The organism is Mesorhizobium sp. M0862 (assembly GCF_040319795.1).
Classification (GTDB): Bacteria; Pseudomonadota; Alphaproteobacteria; order Rhizobiales; family Rhizobiaceae; genus Mesorhizobium.
In genome coordinates, this window is the sequence record NZ_JAMYOJ010000008.1 from 130,467 (window position 1) to 147,931 (window position 17,465).

At 62.5% G+C, this 17,465-nt stretch carries 20 protein-coding genes; 12 read left to right on the forward strand and 8 right to left on the reverse strand.

Annotation, left to right across the window (positions count from 1 at the left end; all coding sequences use genetic code 11):
• Positions 1–17 precede the first annotated feature (17 nt).
• From NKI15_RS14650 to aat, 5 genes are all read left to right on the forward strand, one after another.
• On the forward strand, positions 18–821 hold the full coding sequence (locus NKI15_RS14650; protein WP_023667484.1) for a DsbA family protein: 804 nt from the start codon (positions 18–20) through the stop codon (positions 819–821).
• Between the two features lie 150 nt (positions 822–971).
• Positions 972–1,406: a type II 3-dehydroquinate dehydratase gene (gene aroQ / locus NKI15_RS14655; RefSeq protein WP_023667485.1), complete on the forward strand. Its 435-nt coding sequence runs from the start codon at positions 972–974 to the stop codon at positions 1,404–1,406.
• A gap of 26 nt (positions 1,407–1,432) precedes the next feature.
• Positions 1,433–1,897, forward strand: coding sequence for an acetyl-CoA carboxylase biotin carboxyl carrier protein (gene accB / locus NKI15_RS14660; RefSeq protein WP_023681496.1), 465 nt, complete (start codon positions 1,433–1,435; stop codon positions 1,895–1,897).
• 10 nt (positions 1,898–1,907) lie between these two features.
• On the forward strand, positions 1,908–3,251 hold the full coding sequence (gene accC / locus NKI15_RS14665) for an acetyl-CoA carboxylase biotin carboxylase subunit (protein WP_023681497.1): 1,344 nt from the start codon (positions 1,908–1,910) through the stop codon (positions 3,249–3,251).
• Between the two features lie 27 nt (positions 3,252–3,278).
• Complete coding sequence (gene aat, locus NKI15_RS14670) at positions 3,279–3,896, forward strand: leucyl/phenylalanyl-tRNA--protein transferase (protein WP_023688381.1); 618 nt, start codon at positions 3,279–3,281, stop codon at positions 3,894–3,896.
• 42 nt (positions 3,897–3,938) lie between these two features.
• Here the strand turns inward: aat and NKI15_RS14675 are convergent, their stop codons facing one another.
• The 3 genes from NKI15_RS14675 to NKI15_RS14685 form a co-directional block, all read right to left on the reverse strand.
• Entirely contained in the window at positions 3,939–4,322 is a 384-nt protein-coding gene (locus NKI15_RS14675) for a hypothetical protein (protein WP_023667489.1), read from the reverse strand.
• A gap of 75 nt (positions 4,323–4,397) precedes the next feature.
• The gene (locus NKI15_RS14680) at positions 4,398–4,949 is read right to left on the reverse strand and encodes a DUF2155 domain-containing protein (protein WP_023741414.1); all 552 of its coding nucleotides are present in this window, start codon (positions 4,947–4,949) and stop codon (positions 4,398–4,400) included.
• 115 nt (positions 4,950–5,064) lie between these two features.
• Positions 5,065–5,463 (reverse strand): NADH:ubiquinone oxidoreductase subunit NDUFA12, encoded by a 399-nt coding sequence (locus NKI15_RS14685; protein ID WP_023667491.1) that lies wholly within the window; start codon positions 5,461–5,463, stop codon positions 5,065–5,067.
• Between the two features lie 323 nt (positions 5,464–5,786).
• Between NKI15_RS14685 and panB the strand changes: the two genes are divergently transcribed.
• The 4 genes from panB (at position 5,787) to NKI15_RS14705 (ending at position 10,454) form a co-directional block, all read left to right on the forward strand.
• Positions 5,787–6,617 carry a 3-methyl-2-oxobutanoate hydroxymethyltransferase gene (gene panB / locus NKI15_RS14690; protein ID WP_352514868.1) on the forward strand — a complete coding sequence of 277 codons (831 nt, stop codon included), beginning with the start codon at positions 5,787–5,789 and terminating at the stop codon, positions 6,615–6,617.
• An 11-nt stretch (positions 6,618–6,628) separates the two neighbouring features.
• Positions 6,629–7,486, forward strand: coding sequence for a pantoate--beta-alanine ligase (gene panC / locus NKI15_RS14695; protein ID WP_023706622.1), 858 nt, complete (start codon positions 6,629–6,631; stop codon positions 7,484–7,486).
• A gap of 224 nt (positions 7,487–7,710) precedes the next feature.
• Positions 7,711–8,871 carry a helix-turn-helix transcriptional regulator gene (locus tag NKI15_RS14700; protein WP_023706621.1) on the forward strand — a complete coding sequence of 387 codons (1,161 nt, stop codon included), beginning with the start codon at positions 7,711–7,713 and terminating at the stop codon, positions 8,869–8,871.
• Between the two features lie 182 nt (positions 8,872–9,053).
• Positions 9,054–10,454, forward strand: a complete 1,401-nt coding sequence (locus tag NKI15_RS14705) for an ArnT family glycosyltransferase (RefSeq protein WP_352545890.1) — start codon at positions 9,054–9,056, stop codon at positions 10,452–10,454.
• A 16-nt stretch (positions 10,455–10,470) separates the two neighbouring features.
• On the opposite strand, the gene NKI15_RS14710 is transcribed toward NKI15_RS14705, so the two are convergent.
• The 4 genes from NKI15_RS14710 to NKI15_RS14725 form a co-directional block, all read right to left on the reverse strand.
• Positions 10,471–10,959 (reverse strand): GNAT family N-acetyltransferase, encoded by a 489-nt coding sequence (locus NKI15_RS14710; RefSeq protein WP_023702477.1) that lies wholly within the window; start codon positions 10,957–10,959, stop codon positions 10,471–10,473.
• A gap of 1 nt (position 10,960) precedes the next feature.
• A complete protein-coding gene (gatB, locus tag NKI15_RS14715) occupies positions 10,961–12,460 on the reverse strand; it encodes an Asp-tRNA(Asn)/Glu-tRNA(Gln) amidotransferase subunit GatB (RefSeq protein ID WP_023715796.1) in 1,500 nt (499 codons plus the stop codon).
• 201 nt (positions 12,461–12,661) lie between these two features.
• Positions 12,662–13,093, reverse strand: coding sequence for a CBS domain-containing protein (locus tag NKI15_RS14720; protein ID WP_023667498.1), 432 nt, complete (start codon positions 13,091–13,093; stop codon positions 12,662–12,664).
• A gap of 138 nt (positions 13,094–13,231) precedes the next feature.
• A complete protein-coding gene (locus NKI15_RS14725; protein ID WP_352514866.1) occupies positions 13,232–13,999 on the reverse strand; it encodes a rhomboid family intramembrane serine protease in 768 nt (255 codons plus the stop codon).
• Between the two features lie 403 nt (positions 14,000–14,402).
• On the opposite strand from NKI15_RS14725, the gene NKI15_RS14730 reads away from it, so the two are divergent.
• The 3 genes from NKI15_RS14730 (at position 14,403) to NKI15_RS14740 (ending at position 16,677) form a co-directional block, all read left to right on the forward strand.
• A complete protein-coding gene (locus NKI15_RS14730) occupies positions 14,403–15,038 on the forward strand; it encodes a PAS domain-containing protein (protein WP_023695380.1) in 636 nt (211 codons plus the stop codon).
• Between the two features lie 124 nt (positions 15,039–15,162).
• Entirely contained in the window at positions 15,163–15,780 is a 618-nt protein-coding gene (locus tag NKI15_RS14735) for a PilZ domain-containing protein (protein WP_023667501.1), read from the forward strand.
• Between the two features lie 288 nt (positions 15,781–16,068).
• Positions 16,069–16,677: a transglutaminase-like cysteine peptidase gene (locus NKI15_RS14740; RefSeq protein ID WP_352514865.1), complete on the forward strand. Its 609-nt coding sequence runs from the start codon at positions 16,069–16,071 to the stop codon at positions 16,675–16,677.
• A gap of 243 nt (positions 16,678–16,920) precedes the next feature.
• On the opposite strand, the gene NKI15_RS14745 is transcribed toward NKI15_RS14740, so the two are convergent.
• Entirely contained in the window at positions 16,921–17,448 is a 528-nt protein-coding gene (locus NKI15_RS14745; protein ID WP_352514864.1) for a gamma carbonic anhydrase family protein, read from the reverse strand.
• Positions 17,449–17,465 lie beyond the last annotated feature (17 nt).

Here is a 17,465-nt window from a genome sequence, read left to right on the forward strand (position 1 = left end):
GTAAAGAGGATGAGACGATGAACAAGGCAATATTGCTCGGCACGACGGGAGTGGCGGCTGCTCTTGCCATGCTCGCTTTCGGGTTCGTCGCCGGCAGTCCGCAGGTGGCCAAGGCCGGCACGGCGCAGACCGTGCAGACCGCCTCTGCCGACACCAAGATCGATCGCACTGAGGTCGAGGGCATTATCCGCGACTATCTCCTGAAGAACCCCGAAGTGCTGCTCGAAGTGCAGGAGGCGCTCGAGGCCAAGCAGAAGGAAGAGCAGCGCATAGCCAGCCTCGGCGTCATCGAGAAGGCCAAGTCCGAGATTTTCAACTCGACCTTCGACGGCGTCGTCGGCAATCCGAAGGGCAAGGTCACCATCGTCGAATTCTACGACTACAATTGCGGCTTCTGCAAACGCGCCATCGACGACATGCAGGCTCTGACAAAGGCCGATCCGGAGCTGCGCTTCGTGCTCAAGGAATTCCCGATCCTCGGGCCGGATTCGCAAAAGGCCAGCGTCGTCTCGATGGCTTTTCACCTGATGCATCCGGAGAAATACGGCGAGTTCCACAACGCCCTGCTCGGCGGCCAGGGCCGCGCCACCGAGGCGGCGGCCATCAAGGTTGCGCTGTCGCTAGGCGCCGATGAGGCGAAATTGCGCGAGAAGATGAAGGACCCGACCATCACCGAGGCCTTCTCCAAGACCTTCGACCTCGCCAACAAGCTGGCCATCACCGGAACGCCTTCCTACGTGGTCGGCAATGAGGTGGTGTTCGGGGCGCTCGGCCAGGAAGTGCTGGCTGAAAAGATCGAGGCGGCGAAAGCCGCGCTCTGATCTTGCACGCGAGCCTATTTCTCACGGGCACATTTCCGCCTGTTGTGGACAGTGAAAGATCGCACTTGTGCTCTTTCCGCGGGCGGCTATGCCCATTATAGAAGGCCCTGCGCGCCGGCTTGAGGCCGGCGTCGGAAAAGGTCGGCATTTTTGAAAACGATTTTCGTCCTGAACGGCCCCAACCTGAACGCGCTCGGCAAGCGCGAGCCGGGCATCTATGGCGGCAAGACGCTTGCCGCGATCGCCGACGACTGCAAGCAGGCGGGCGCCGCGCTTGGCCTCGAGATTGATTTTCGCCAGTCGAACCATGAGGGCGACCTCGTCGACTGGATCCAGGAAGCCGGCGACAAGGCAGCCGGCATCGTCATCAATCCGGGTGCCTACAGCCACACCTCGATTGCCATTCACGACGCCATCCGCGCTGTCGCGCCGCTGCCCGTCGCCGAAGTTCACCTCTCCAACATCCACGCGCGGGAACCATTCCGCCACGTCTCCATGGTCGCGCCGGTCGCTGTCGGCATGATCTGCGGGTTCGGGCCGCTTGGCTACTCGCTGGCGCTGCAGGCGCTGGCGGCACGCCTATGACCGGCCCACAAACAGAAGGCTCGAAAATGTCGATAAAGAAGACCGGTGTTGACCAGCAACTGATCCGCGATCTGGCGGGCATACTGAACGACACCAATCTCACCGAGATCGAAGTCGAGCTCGGCGACCTGAAGGTGCGCGTATCGCGCCAGGCGCCGGCCGTCCACGCCATCGCCGCACCGCAGGCCGGTTATGCTCCGGCAGCGCAGCAGCCCGCGGCGGGCGCGGCTGCCGCACCAGCAGTGGCCGATCCGTCCAAGAACGCGGTCCCCTCGCCGATGGTCGGCACCGCTTATCTCGCGCCCTCGCCCGACGCCAAGGCCTTCATCGAAGTCGGCCAGAAGGTCAAGGAAGGCCAGACGCTGCTGATCATCGAAGCGATGAAGACGATGAACCAGATCCCTTCGCCGCGCGCCGGCACGGTGACGGCGATCCTGTTCGAGGACGGCCAGCCGGTCGAGTACGGCATGCCGCTCGTCGTGATCGAGTAGAGCGGGCCGGATGTTCCAGAAGATCCTCATCGCCAACCGCGGCGAAATCGCGCTTCGGGTGCTGCGCGCCTGCAAGGAACTCGGCATCCAGACCGTGGTCGTGCATTCGACCGCCGACGCTGACGCCATGCATGTCAGGCTCGCCGACGAAAGCGTGTGCATCGGTCCGCCGCCGTCGCGCGACAGCTATCTCAACATCCACCAGATCGTCGCAGCCTGCGAGATCACAGGCGCCGATGCCGTGCATCCGGGCTATGGCTTCCTGTCGGAAAACGCCAAGTTCGCCGACATTCTCGCCGCCCACAACATCACCTTCATCGGCCCGTCGGGCGACCACATCCGCATCATGGGCGACAAGATCGAGGCCAAGCGCACCGCAAAGCGGCTCGGCATTCCGGTTGTGCCGGGCTCCGACGGCGCCGTCACCGATCAAAAGGAAGCCAGGCGCATTGCCGCCGAGATCGGCTATCCCGTGATCATCAAGGCATCGGCAGGCGGTGGCGGGCGCGGTATGAAGGTCGCCCTTACCGAGGCTGACCTTGAGATCGCCTTGCAGACAGCGAGCACGGAAGCGGGAGCCGCCTTCGGCGACGATGCCGTCTACATCGAGAAATACTTGGAAAAGCCGCGCCACATCGAGGTGCAGGTATTCGGCGACGGCGCCGGCCGCGGCGTGCATTTCGGCGAGCGCGACTGTTCGCTGCAACGCCGCCACCAGAAAGTCTGGGAAGAGGCGCCCTCGCCGGCCCTTAACGCCGAGGAGCGCGCCCGCATCGGCAATATCTGTGCCAAGGCCATCGCCGACCTCGGCTACTCCGGCGCAGGCACCATCGAATTCCTGTACGAGAATGGCGAGTTCTACTTCATCGAGATGAACACGCGGCTGCAGGTCGAGCATCCGGTGACGGAGGCGATCACCGGCATCGATCTCGTCCACGAACAGATCCGCGTTGCCTCCGGCGGCGGGCTTTCGGTGCGCCAGGAGGACATCAAGTTCAACGGCCACGCCATAGAATGCCGCATCAATGCCGAGGACCCGCGCACCTTCACGCCTTCGCCAGGCACGATTACACATTTCCACACGCCTGGCGGTCTCGGCATCCGCGTCGATTCCGGTGTCTATTCCGGCTACAAGATCCCGCCCTATTATGACAGCCTGATCGGCAAGCTGATCGTGCACGGCCGCAACCGCGTCGAATGCATGATGCGGCTACGGCGGGCGCTCGACGAGTTCGTCGTCGACGGCATCAAGACGACGCTGCCGCTGTTCCGCGACCTGGTCGGCAATGCCGATATCGCCAATGGCGACTACGACATCCACTGGCTGGAAAAGTATCTGGCCAAAGAGGAATAGCGCCCGACTTGCCGCTATGATGCCGCGATGACCCGTCCTTACGCTCCCGGCTATCGCATTCCGACCGACCTGTTGCTCAAGGCCTATGCCTCGGGCGTCTTCCCGATGGCCGAGAGCGCTTCCGACCCGGAAGTGTTCTGGGTGCGGCCGGAGACGCGCGGCATCATACCGCTCGATGGCTTCCACACGCCGAAGAGCTTGAAGAAGACGATCCGCAAGCACCCGTTCGACATCCGCTTCGATTTCGATTTCGAGGCGACGATCGACGGCTGCGCCGAAAAGCGCGAGGAGCGCCGCTCGACCTGGATCAACGCGCCGATCCGCGAAGCCTATATCGAGCTGCACCGTCTGGGGCACTGCCATTCGGTCGAGGCATGGCGCGAGGAACGGCTGGTCGGCGGCCTCTATGGCGTCTCGCTCGGTCGCGTGTTCTTCGGCGAAAGCATGTTCGCCCGGGAAACCGACGCGTCCAAGACCTGCCTGTATCATCTGGTCGAGCGGCTGAAGGCGCGCGGCTTTGCCCTGCTCGACACGCAATTCACCACCGAGCATCTCAAACGCTTCGGCGCGGTCGACGTGCCGCGCGTCAAATACGAGAAGATGTTGGCCGACGCGCTGAAGGGCGAAGCCGTTTTTTATCCCTGACCGGAGACCGAGCGGCCGAGCCGGCTCGACCGGTGAAAGGGGTCAGCCCTTCGCGGTTTCCATCGGCGTCTGCGAATGGAACATCATCTTCCAGCCGTTGACACGATGAACATAGCCGGTGCTGACCAACGCGGCGTAGGGCTCGCCGTTTTCTCGTGTCGCATGAGCCTCATAGGTCAGCATGATAATGTCGCTGCCGGGCTCGATGATACCCTTGAGGTCGATCTGAAGGTCGCGCCAGCGGTTGGGCTTGGTCGCGGTCTTGGCCAGATCGGCATTGTCCATTGCCTGTGCCATCTCAGGAAATGCTACCAGGCATTCTGTGTCGACATTGGCGGCGTAGTAAGCTTCGTCGCCCGTCCAGAACCCCTTTTCGAGTTCGAGCAGGTCGTCTTTGCTGGCCGTGATCCGTTTGCTGTCCGACATCAGAATATCCTCCAAGCGCGCAAATGCGCGGTCGTCCATGGCCCAACGCATGGTGGCCATGACGGTTCCGGAGGATCAGTTGGTGTTGGTCGCGTCAGGCTCCGTGGGGTCCGGCTGTTCGGCGGCCGGAGCAGCGGCGGGCTTTGGCTTGGACGTGTCGACCTTGGGCGTCTCGGCATTGGCCGCGTCGGGCGGCGGCACATCCGACTTCTGCTTGCAGCCCTTTAGCCAGACGTCATAGACGGCGTGCTCGACGGCGTTTAGGCCGGGGCTCTCGGCGAACATCCAGCCGGTGAAGATGCGGCGGATCTTGCGGTCGAGCGTGATTTCGTCGACTTCGACGAAGGAATCGGTCTTCGGCTCTTCATTCTCCGGCCGCGAATAGCAGATGCGCGGCGTCACCTGCAAAGCGCCGAACTGCACGGTTTCGTCGATGTAGACATCGAAGGTGATGATACGGCCGGTGATCTTGTCGATGCCGGCAAATTCGGCGACCGGATTGGTGATGCGATCGGAGATTGCGGGTGCTGCCGCAGGCGCCTGCGCCGCGGCAAACGCTGTCGGGAACATGGCGACAGCGGCAATTGCCGCCAGTCCGGCCATCGATGTCAGGCTGAAAATGTTCATGCGGAGATACCGGTGGTTTGGGCCCGGGTGATTCTGTCACGCCCAAGGCTATTCGCCGTTGTCATATCAGCAAGCAGCTAAACGCCAATTGTGGCGACAAAGGACCGGCCGGCGGTCAAGAACCAGGCGTCCACGCATCGTAGTCGCCCGTCACCTGCGGACGGTGCTGATTGGTGAGCACGGAACCCTTTGGGCGATAAGCCGCCGGTGTTCCCGTGAGGTTCGGCTCATGCGCCTTTTCCCATTCGCGCGGCCGATAGTCATCGCTTGGCGGCGCCACATCGACGCGGTGATGCATCCAGCCGTGCCAGCCCGGAGGGATCGCCGACGCCTCCGAATAATTGGCGTAGATGACCCAGCGGCGGGTGCGGCCTTCCGAATCGACGCCGCCTTCGTAGTAGACGTTGCCGGCCCCATCCTGGCCGACCTTGTTGCCGTGGCGCCAGGTGTGGAAACGGGTTCCCAGCGTCTGGCGGTTCCACCAGGTGAAAAACTGCAGAAGGAAAGTTTTCATTCAGATCCTCGCGGGCGCGCGGCGGTGGCTGTCCCTGCTTATGGCGTCAGGCCTTGGCGAAGGCAAGGGTTTTGCGGCGCCTGCGGCACTGACGGCATGCCGAAACGCTCGGTCATTGGCCGATCCATTTCGCACCTGCGAACCGACGCTTGCCAAGCCGGCTGCGTCTTCCTAAAGCTCTCATCGCCCGGCGCTGCCGCATGACCCCGAAAATCGAAATCGATTTTCGGAAAGGATCATGCGCAACCCAAGTGCTACAGCGTCCTTTGCGCGTCCACGGGACGCGCGGCGCTGTAGTCAACGCCGGCTGCGGGAGGTGAGGAATGGCCTTAGCTGTCGCCAGGATCAGTGCGGAGACAATACGCGCCCGCAAGGGCGGCGTGCCGGTCGTATGCCTTACCGCTTACACCTATCCCGTCGCCCGCCTGCTCGACGATCATGTCGACCTTCTCCTGGTCGGCGACAGCGTTGCCATGGTGCTGCATGGCCACAAGACCACGCTTGGCGCGTCGCTGGAAATGATGATCGTCCATGGCCAGGCCGTGATGCGCGGCTCGGCAAAGGCCTGCGTGGTGGTCGACATGCCGGCCGGCAGCTACGAGACTTCGGCCGCGCAAGCCCTTGCCTCGGCGCGCCGCATCTCTGAGGAAACCGGCTGCCAGGCGGTGAAGCTGGAAGGCGGCGTCGACGTCGCCCTCCAGATCGCCGCAATCGTCGCGGCCGGCATTCCAGTGATGGGCCATATCGGCTTGCAGCCGCAATCGGTGGAAAAGGACGGTGGCTACAAGATCAAGGGCCGCACGCCGGAGAATGTGGCCGCGCTCATGCGCGACGCCGACGCGGTCGCAAAGGCCGGCGCGTTTTCGCTGGTCATCGAAGGCACGGTCGAGACCGTTGCCGCCGACCTCACCCGGCGCATTGCCATTCCCACCATCGGCATCGGCGCCAGCCGCGATTGCGACGGCCAGATCCTGGTCATCGACGACATGGTCGGCCTGACGGTCGACCGGGTGCCGAAATTCGTCAAGGAATACGCCGATTTGCGCAGCGCGGTCGCCGATGCCGCGGCGCGTTATGCGGCGGAGGTGCGCAGCCGCACCTTCCCCGGGCCGGGCCACGTCTTTTCAGCCGCGAGCGACAAGGACAAGGCATGAACCGGCCCCCCATAAGCCAGCCGCTCGTCGTCGACACCGTGCCCGGCCTTCGCGCGCAGATCCGCGAATGGCGGCGCGAAGGCCTGAGCGTCGCCATGGTGCCGACCATGGGCGCTTTGCATGACGGCCATATCTCGCTGGTCGGGGCCGCGCTCGCAACGGCCGATCGCTGCGTCGTCTCGATCTTCGTCAACCCGGCCCAGTTCGCCCCCACTGAAGATCTCGACAAGTATCCGCGTCAGCTGGCCCGCGATCTCGACCGGCTGACCGAGGCCGGCGCACAGCTTGCCTTCACGCCTACGGTTTCCGAGATGTATCCGGCAGGCTTTGCGACGAAGATTTCGGTCGGCGGCCCGTCTTCTGGCCTGGAATCGGATTTCAGGCCGACCTTCTTCGAGGGCGTCGCCACGGTCGTGGCCAAGCTCTTTCTGCAAGCCCTGCCCGACTACGCCATCTTCGGCGAAAAAGACTACCAGCAGCTTTGCGTCGTCCGAAAGCTCTGCCGCGATCTTGACCTTCCGGTGGAAATCGTCGGCGCGCCAACCGTGCGCGATGCGCATGGCCTGGCAATGTCGTCGCGCAACGCCTATCTCGACGCCGCCGAGCTCGACGTCGCGCGACAGCTCAATGTCATCTTGCGCCAGACGGCGGCAGCGCTCGCGGCCGGTGCCGATGAAAACGGCGTGACCGGTAAAGCCACTGCCGCGCTTCTCGAGGCAGGCTTCGACAGCGTCGACTATGTCGCCGCGCGCGAGAGCCTGACGCTCACCTCGTGGCGGCGTGACGGCGATGGCCGCCTGCTTGCCGCGGCGTGGCTTGGCAGAACCAGGTTGATCGACAATGTGGAAGTTTACTCATTTATTCCCTGAAAAATTCCAATTCCGTTCACTTTGATTTGTATCGCAGAGCGGCCCGAGCGCTCTTAGACAACGGCTCATCAGGTACGTTCTGGCCAGCCCGTAAGCGCTCACGATACACCGAACGCCGCTGTGAGACGTTTCACAGACGTAACCAAGCCGGCTATGTTGTGTGCGACCCCAGGCAGAGACAGTGTGTGACCTGCCACTACGCTGCAATCCTTACGAGGCTCTACGTGTCTGTCCAGGCCAACATAGTCGGTCGCGCCCTGCCGCAGATCGTCGAGGCAATCTACGATTCGATTGTCGATGTCGGCCGTTGGCCATCGACGCTTGAATCAATCTGCAAATTGGCGCTCGGCCGGCTTGCCATGCTGGCGGTCGTCGATACGGCGAGAAACTCGGCCCGGTTTTCGACTTCCTGCGGCGATCCGGTTCTGCTTGAGCCGCTGCAGCGCGACTACGCCTGCGAGGTGCCCTTTTTCAAGGCGGTGCCGAAGATGGAAGTCGACATACCGTTCACCGTCGACAGCGTCTACGCCCTGCAAGGCCCTGACGCCCGCCAGAACTGGCTCGAAAGCCGCATCGTGCGCGAGTGGGTGGAACCCAACCGTCTCGACGATTTCTTCTGGGTAGCGCTGATGAAGCAGCCGGCGCGCACCGGCACGCTGATGGTGGTTACCGACAAGGACAGGCCCCAGATTTCAGCCAGGGATATCGACCTGATGTCCAGGCTCGCCCCCCATGTCCGGCGTGCGGTGACCATCGGCGACCTGTTCGAGGCCGAGCGGCGCAAGGCCGACATCTTTCGCTCGATCCTTGAGAGCCTCGACCATCCAGTGCTGATCGTCGCCGACGATATGCAGATCATTTTCGCCAATCCGGCAGCCGAAGCCCTGCTCACCGAAACCGCCTCAGTGTCCTCGGTGCGCGGCCAGCTGTCCTTCGCTTATGCCAACGCCAACACCGCCATCGGCCGCGCCGTCCAGCTCGGCACGCGCGACGAATTCGCGCTCGGACCGTCCGGCATCAACATTCCGCTGGTGAAGGCCATGTCTCCGGCGGTGGCGCATGTCATGCCTCTGGCGCGACGCGACATTTCGGCCCGCATATCGCCGCGCGCCGCCGCGGCCATTTTCATTGCCGCCGCCGGCGCCGCATCAGTGCCGGCGCTGGAAGCGATCGCTGCGCTGTTCGGACTGACCGCAGCGGAAAAGCGTGTCGCCGGCCATGTCGCCGCCGGGCTGACACGGCGTGAAATCGCGGCTGCCAGCGGCGTCTCGGACGGCACCGTCAAATCACAGCTGGCGACGATCTTCGACAAGACCGCCACTGGCGACCAGCGAGAGCTGGAACTCCTGATGCGCGAATTGACGCCGCCGCTGCGCTCGGCCTGAAGCCATACTCGGAGCCAATCGTCAGATTTTTCAACTATTTGCCGGTACGCAGGCGTAATCCACAATACCAAGCCGGCATCGTTGCAATTCGGCCAAAATCATGGTGCGGTTCTGCTCCGGTCCGGAGACGGTGCATCGTGCACGACCGGACGTGGAAACCATTTCCTGGGCGGTCCCCGAACTTGATACCGACACGAATTGAACGGCTGCTGCCTTACCTCTTCCTGCTGGCCCTGCTTTGCATCGCGCTCGCTTTTCGTCCGCTATTGCCGGTCGATGAGACGCGTTATCTCAGCGTCGCCTGGGAGATGTATCTCGGTGGACATGTCTTCGTACCGACGATGAACTTTGCGCCCTATCTGCAGAAGCCGCCGCTGTTGTTCTGGCTCATCGATCTCGTCTGGAACATCTTCGGTGTGAGCCGCGCGGCGGCGATGCTCGTCATCTTCGCCGCCTCGTCGCTGGTCATCTGGCTGACGACACTTCTGGCCAAAACCCTGTTTCCCGAGCGCCCGGACATTGCCAGTCGCATCCCCTGGCTGGTGGCCGGCAGCACCGTCTTTGTCATCTATTCGACCCTGATCCTGTTCGACATGCTTTTGACGGCTTGTGTGGTCGCCGCACTGCTGTCGTTGCTGGCCTTCGCCAGGACCGGCAACCGGTGGCAGGCGGTGCTGGCGGGTCTGTTCATCGGGCTCGGCGTGCTGGCCAAAGGCCCGGTCGTGCTCATTCACATCGGCGCGCCCGTCCTGCTCTATCCTCTCTGGCGTGACCGGCGAGCCGGCCTTGCCCCTTTGCAGTTCTTTGCCGGAGCCGGCCTGGCAATTCTCGCCGCCCTTGTCCCGGTCGCCATATGGCTGGCGCCCGCGACCATCCTGACCAAGGGCAGTTTCGTCTACGATCTCGTGTGGAACCAGTCGGCAGGTCGGGTTACCGGAAGCCTGCACAATTCGCATGGCCGGCCGTTTTACTTTTACCTGATGCTGTTGCCGCTCATGTTCGTGCCCTGGGCCTTTATCCCCCCGGTGTGGCGGCTGAAGCCGGCTGCCCGGATACGCAGCCTGATCGGCACGAAATCCCCGGATCTGCGTGCCCTGCGCCTGCTGTCGTTCTCGTTCATTGCGGTGCTGCTGGTCTTCAGCGCCATATCCGGCAAGCAGCCGCACTATGTCGTGCCGGCACTACCATTCGCGACCATTCTGCTGGGCTACTTCATGGCCGAGATTTCAGTCGCCAGGCTGAGGGCTACGGCCTTTGTCATGCTTGCCCTTTTCGCCATCGGCCACGCCGCCGCCTCGGCAACCGTGTTCAAACGCTACGATCTCACGCCGCTGGCGAGCTTCATCGACGAACGAAAGGACGCGGACTGGGCCGTCGCTTACGACTATCAGGGCGAGGTCGGTTTCCTTGGGCGAATAGAGAAGCCATTCGAGAACGCCGACAAGCCTGAGGAATGGCTCAAGTCTCATCCCGGCGGCTACGTCATCGAAAAGCAATCGAAAGATCCGGGCACATCCGAACAGATCGCCTTCCGGCAGCCGGTGGAACGCGGCTATCTGGTCGTGCTGAAGGGACAGCACTGAACGTTTCGTCGGACGCCTATCCCAGCGGCTTCTCGAAGATCAGCGCCGGCAACCCCGAACCGCCGCCGCAATCGGCGGTGCTGCCGACCGGCAAAAATCCCTTCGAACGGTAGAAGGCGATGGCCGGCACGTTGGCCTCTTCCACCTCGACGCGCAACCTGTTCGCCTCGGGAAAGCTGGCTTCGACCTCGTCCAGCAAGGCCTGGCCGATGCCTTGCCGCTGGCAGGCCGGCAGTACATAGAGCTGGTTCAGCAGCACGATCTTCGTATCCGTCGTTGCGGCGGCAAAAGCCATGCCGCCGATACGCTTGCCGTCATCGGCGACCAGGAATTCCGAGTTCGGCCTTGTCAGCCGCGCCTTGAGCGAGGCGATCGAATGCCAGTCGTCGGTAATTTCGGTCACCCGCTCGGCGCCATAGATCGTGTCGTACGTTGCGTGCCAGGTTTCGACCAGCAGCGCGCGGACGGCAGCAAGGTCACGTTCGCTGGCGGTGCGGACGAACATTCTATTCGATACCGAGCTTGGCCTTGACCAGATCGTTAACCGCTTGCGGGTTGGCCTTGCCGCCGGTGGCCTTCATCACCTGGCCGACGAACCAGCCGGCCATGGTCGGCTTGGCGCGAGCCTGCTCGACCTTGTCGGGGTTGGCGGCGATGACTTCGTCGACCGCCTTCTCGATGGCGCCGGTGTCGGTGACCTGCTTCATGCCGCGGCTTTCCACCAGCTGGCGCGGATCGCCGCCCTCGTTCCAAACAATCTCGAACAGATCCTTGGCGATCTTGCCGGAGATGGTGCCTTCCTTGATCAGGTCGATCACGGCACCGAGCTGCTCCGGTGTTACAGGAGCATTTTCAATGTCCTTGCCGGCCTTGTTAAGCTGGCCGAGCAGGTCATTGATGACCCAGTTGGCGGCAAGCTTGCCGTCGCGGCCCGAGGCCACCTGCTCGAAATAGTCGGCGATCGGCTTTTCCGACACCAGGATCGAGGCGTCGTAGGTCGACAGGCCAAGTGAAGAGATCAGGCGCGCCTTCTTGTCGTCGGGCAGTTCCGGCAACTCCTTGGCCAGCGCGTCGACATAGGCCTGATCGAATTCCAGCGGCAAAAGGTCGGGATCGGGGAAGTACCGGTAGTCATGCGCCTCTTCCTTGCTGCGCATCGAGCGCGTCTCGCCTTTGACGGCGTCGAACAGCCTGGTTTCCTGATCGATCTTGCCGCCATCCTCGAGGATGGCGATCTGGCGGCGCGCCTCGAACTCGATGGCCTGGCCGATGAAGCGGATCGAATTGACGTTCTTGATCTCACAGCGCGTACCGAATTCGCCGCCGGGCTTGCGAACGGAGACGTTGACGTCGGCGCGCATCGAGCCTTCGTCCATGTTGCCGTCGCAAGTGCCGAGATAGCGCACGATGGTGCGCAGCTTGGTGACATACGCCTTGGCCTCGTCGGCGGAGCGCATGTCCGGCTTGGAGACAATCTCCATCAGCGCCACGCCGGAGCGGTTGAGATCGACATAGGACATGGTCGGATGCTGGTCGTGCATCGACTTGCCGGCGTCCTGCTCCAGGTGCAGGCGCTCGATGCCGATCTCGATGTCCTCGAACTCGCCCTGCCGGTCGGGACCGACCGAAATGACGATCGTGCCTTCGCCAACGATCGGCTGCTTGAACTGCGATATCTGGTAGCCCTGCGGCAGGTCGGGATAGAAATAGTTTTTCCGGTCGAACACCGACTTGTGGTTGATCTGCGCCTTCAATCCGAGGCCGGTGCGGATCGCCTGCTTGACGCATTCCTCATTGATGACCGGCAGCATGCCGGGCATGGCCGCGTCGACGAGGCTGACATTGGCGTTGGGCGCCGCGCCGAAAGTCGTCGACGCCCCGGAAAACAGCTTTGCTTCCGAGGTCACCTGCGCATGAACCTCGAGGCCGATGATGATCTCCCAATCGCCGGTAGCGCCGGGAATAAAACGTTTGGCATCGGGCGTGCGGGTATCGATAAGGGTCATGGTGGCCTGCGCTTTTGGCTCGCGAAAACTGCGATTTTCGCGAATTTGGGTATCGGTCTTCGCTAGTGCAAACCGCTTCGCGAGACAAGCGCCCAAAGCAGCGCAGAGCAGTGGGCTGGCCTTTTCAGCCCTTTTCGGCCGCTCGGCAACCGATGAATGAACGCCGCCGGCCGGTATTCGGTCGGCGGTCCTTTCGTCAGGTCAGGCCGTTGCGATATAGGCCCTGATCTCGTCGGCCTCGCGCTCGACATCCTCGATGCGGCGCTTGACCACGTCGCCGATCGACACGATACCGTCGAGCAGCCCGTCCTTTTCCACCGGCAGATGGCGGAAACGGCCTTTGGTCATGATCTCCATCACCTCGTTGACCGTGTGGTTCTCGTTGCAGATCTTCACTTTCGGCGTCATCGCCGAGCGTACCGTTATATCAAGTGCGGCAGCGCCTTCCCTGGCGACGACCCGCACGATGTCACGCTCGGAAAGGATGCCGACGATCTTGCGATCGCCATTGGTGATGACCAGTGCACCGATCTTGTGGTCGGCCAGGATTCGAATGGCTTCGCTGAGCTTTACATTCGGCCCGAGCGTGAACACGTCATGGCCTTTTCTCTCGAGAATTGCCTTAACCGTCATGGCGTCCTCCTCCTCCTGCTTGGCTAGCCAGCTCCCGCCCTGACCGGCTTCACATAAGAGTGAACATCGTGCGCCGTGATCGGTTGCTTTTCAAGTGTGCCAGTGGGGTGTGCCAGTGGGCTGCGCCAATAGAGTGCGCTAGTCGGGGGTGCGCTGGTCGTCGGGGATCTCCCATTCAGGCGCCCGCCAGCGCCGGTCGAACCAGCGCAACCCGAAGAAGCCTGCGACGAGGCCGCCAATGTGCGCTTCCCAGGCGATCTGGCCGGGCTCTCCGAGCCCGAGACCGTAAAGGCCGGTGGCGAGATTGATGACCATCCAGGCGCCGAGAAAATTGACGACGCCGCGCATGCGCAAAACGATTGCGATCGGCAGCACGGGACCGGCAAAGGCCGCCCTGCCGGAGGAGCGGTCGGTACGGAACCCGAAGCGAGCCGCCGCACCCATCATGCCCGATATCGCCCCGGAAGCGCCGACCAGCGGTGCTTCGCCGTATGGATGGACCGCCCAGAACAGCACCACCGCGGCCAGCCCGGTGGCGGCGAAAAACAAGGCGAACCAGAACCAGCCGAGACGGTTGGCCAGCGGCGACCCGAAGGCGGCCAGCGCAACCATGTTGATGGCAATGTGAGCAACGCCGCCATGCATGAAGGCATAGGTGAAAGGACGGGTGAAGAGGAACCAGTCGAAACCGTATTGGCCGGTGTAGAGGACGGGAATGAAGGCGCCATCGGTGAGCAATGTTATCTGCTGCTCTTCGGTCAGCACATATTGCTGCAGCAGGAAGACGGCAACGCAGATGCCGATCACCGCCAGCACCACCGGTGGCAGGTTGAACACCGGCTCGCGGCGCGGCGGCGGCGCCTCCGCGGTCTGTTCGGTCTCCGAGGGGCCGGCCGGTTCGCTCATATGCTCTGATCCAGGGATTTGCGTGTCGTCGCGAGCATCTAGGCCATGCCCGGACAAATCACAAACTACGAATCACAACCGCGAATCACCAGGGGCGCGTATCAAAAAGAAGCCGTCCAAGGTTTCCCTTGAACGGCTGGTCGAGCCCCCTGCTCCCCTAAACTATTGACCGAAGTGCTGTTGGTCGTCGCGAAACGACCGCTTCTGGAGTGGTTTTGGTGTGCCATGGCAAGCCTGCGCGCGCAACGTAAACCACTTGTTAACCTTAACGCCCCCGACCCGTGAACAAGTCTTAACGACGCTGGCACGCATCCTGCTCCGGAACGCATGTAGGTCATCGGAGGGCGCCCTTTCTGTTCACCGATGGGACCATCAGACGGCAGAATGCGCGGAGTTTCATAGCATGAACCAGAACGGATCAATCGCGCTGTTCCATTATTGGAATCGCCTGCGTGGTGGACGTCCTGCCCCAAAGCGTTCGGAGGTCGAACCGGCCGACATCAAGGCGCTTTTGGCCGACACGTTCATCCTGGAAAGGGATACGCGCGGCGAAGCGGTGTTCCGGCTTGCCGGCACCAGGCTTTGCGCCGGCTACGGCCGCGAGCTCAAGGGGTTTTCGTTCCCCTCGCTATGGCGTGAGAAGGACCAGCGGCTGGTGTCGCGCCTCATTCACGGCGTTTTCGAGCAGAAATCCGTGGTGTCGATCACTTATGAGGGATTCAGCCGCAACGGCCGTTCCAACCACTTCGAACTGCTTGCGCTGCCGCTCGATGGCGGCGTCGAGAACCCGCGCTGCCTCGGCGTCATCAGCGCCGTGGAAAAGCCGTTCTGGCTGGGCGCCGACCCGATCACCGATGCGCTGATCGATGCCATCCGCGTCATCGATCCCGACAAGGACCCGATGTTCCTGAAAAACCGGCCGGAAATATCCGTTCCGTCGTTGGCTCCCGAACTCGAAGCGCCGGAGACCATCTCTGCGCTCGGTCGGTCGCGCCGTATCCGCCACCTCGTCGTGTTCGACGGCGGGCGCGAGCAATAGTCTCCAAGCCGGCGCTAATCTTAACTATCGGGGGCCCACTTTTCCCCTTTGTTAACCTGCTTGGCTGTAGTTTTTGCCGAGATTCCACGCACGACGCGGGAATGCCAACGGGGTGTAGGCAGTCATGAGGTCAGCGGCGGTCGAATACGCACCGTCCCGCGCCGAAAGGCGTAACTTTCAGCGCGTCCGGGTCAAGATCTACGGGCGCTTCATGCTGGAGGACCGCACCGAGCACCCCTGCCAGGTCGTCGATATGTCGCCGGGCAATGTCGCGTTGCGCACCGAGCGCGTCGGCATGCCGGGCGAAAAAATCATTGCCTATATCGATCATATCGGCCGCATCGAGGGCGTGGTGACGCGCACCTCGCAGGACGGCTTCGCCATGACCGTCATTGCTTCGGATCGCAAGAAGGACAAGCTTGCCGCGCAGTTGACCTGGCTCGCCAACAAGCATGAACTCGACCTGCCGGAAGACCGCCGCCACGAACGCGTGGCGCCGCGCAACCCGACAAGCGTGCTGCAGCTCACCGACGGGCGCCAGTATCAGTGCCGCATCATCGACCTGTCGCTGTCGGGCGCGGCGGTCGAGATCGACGTCAAGCCGGCGCTCGGCATCCAGGTGATGCTGGGCACCATGCGTGGCCAGGTGGTGCGTCATTTCGAGGATGGCGTCGCCATCGAATTCGCCGTCATCCAGCGCCCGGAAACGCTCGATTCCGAGTTCAACGCCCCGCGCGCCTGAACGATCGGCAACAGGCAGCAAAAACGAACCGGCCCTGCGCGGCCGGTTTTTTGTTGCCGGCGTTCCGCCTGCCTCTCCAGCTTGTAGCGGCACGCAGCAAATCCACGGCTCCACCCGGAAATCCGCGCCCCGACACCGCGGTTTTACGCCGAGACCTGAACGATTTTATATTAAAATAGGTCAAATTTTACGCTTATTCTATTGGGGTTTTACTCAATGTCTACTTCGGGTTTTTGCGTCAAATAAATCCTGCGCTGTCATTGTCTCCTCAAACGGGGAGACTGACCAATGGCGAAGATTTGGGGCAGGCTGTTGCTCTTGGCAATGGCGATGCAGCTTTCCGCTTGGGGAACGGCGCAAGCAGCAGGATCGGCCTACATGCACACTGGCGGCCGCACGACACAGCCGGTCGGTCACTACGAATTCTGCCAGAAGCTGCCGCAGGAGTGCGCTCAGCGCACGCCGAAGCAGGCGCCCGTCGAACTGACCCGCAAGCTGTGGGCGGCGATCGTCGACGTCAACAGTTCGGTCAACACCCGGATCGTGCCGCGCACCGATATGGAAATGTGGGGCAAGGAAGAGGTCTGGTCCTATCCCGACAGCGGCTTCGGCGACTGCGAGGACTATGCGCTGGAGAAGCGCCGCGAATTGATGGCGCTTGGCGTTCCCGCCGGCAATCTCTTGATGACCGTAGCGCGCCAACAAAATGGCGACGGCCATGCGGTGCTGACCGTGCGCACCAGCCTCGGCGAGTTCATCCTCGACAATCTGGAGTCCAAGGTGCTGTCCTGGACCGACACCGACTACACCTACCTGAAGCGCCAGTCCGACCAGAATTCCGGCGTGTGGGTGACGATCAACGACGGCCGCGCCGACGCGGTTGCCAGCGTCCGCTAGGACGCCATTACAGAGGTCAAGCACATCGAATAATGCGACGTGCCTAACGAGAAAGCCCGGTCGAGTCCCCACCCTCCCCGTCCCCAACGACCGGGTTTTAAGGAGCCGGCCCCGTCCCCGGGCCGGCTCCACCATTTCAGACCATGATCCCGAACCGAAGGACCGCGTCAGCGAAAGCGAGAACCGGTTTTTGCTGCGCTGACCTGCCGTTCGGAAAAGATCATCGTCAAACAGGAATAGAGTTCAGGCCTTCTTTAGCCCGGCCTTGAAGCGCTTGCCGTTGGCGACATAGTGCGCGGCCGAGGCGCGCAGCCTGGCGACAGCGGCATCGTCCAGCGTCCTGATCACCCGCCCGGGCGAGCCGACGATCAGGCAATTGTCGGGGAACTCCTTGCCTTCGGTGACCAGTGCGCCGGCGCCGACCAGGCAATTCCTGCCGATCCTGGCGCCGTTGAGCACGATGGCGCCCATGCCGATCAGGCTGTTGTCGCCGATCGTGCAGCCATGCAGCAAGGCGCGGTGGCCGATCGTGCAACCCTGCCCGATCGTCAGGGGAAAACCGGGATCGGTGTGCATCACCGTGTGTTCCTGGACATTGCTGTCGGCGCCGATGACGATCGGCTCATTGTCACCGCGGATGACTGCGCCAAACCAGAAGCCGGCATTGCGACCGACGCTGATGTCGCCGATCAAGGTCGCATCGGGCGCGATCCAGTTGCTGTCGGCATCCTCGAAACGGGGCGATTTTCCGTCGAGTGCATAGGTCGGCATTTCCAGTCTCCGATTCG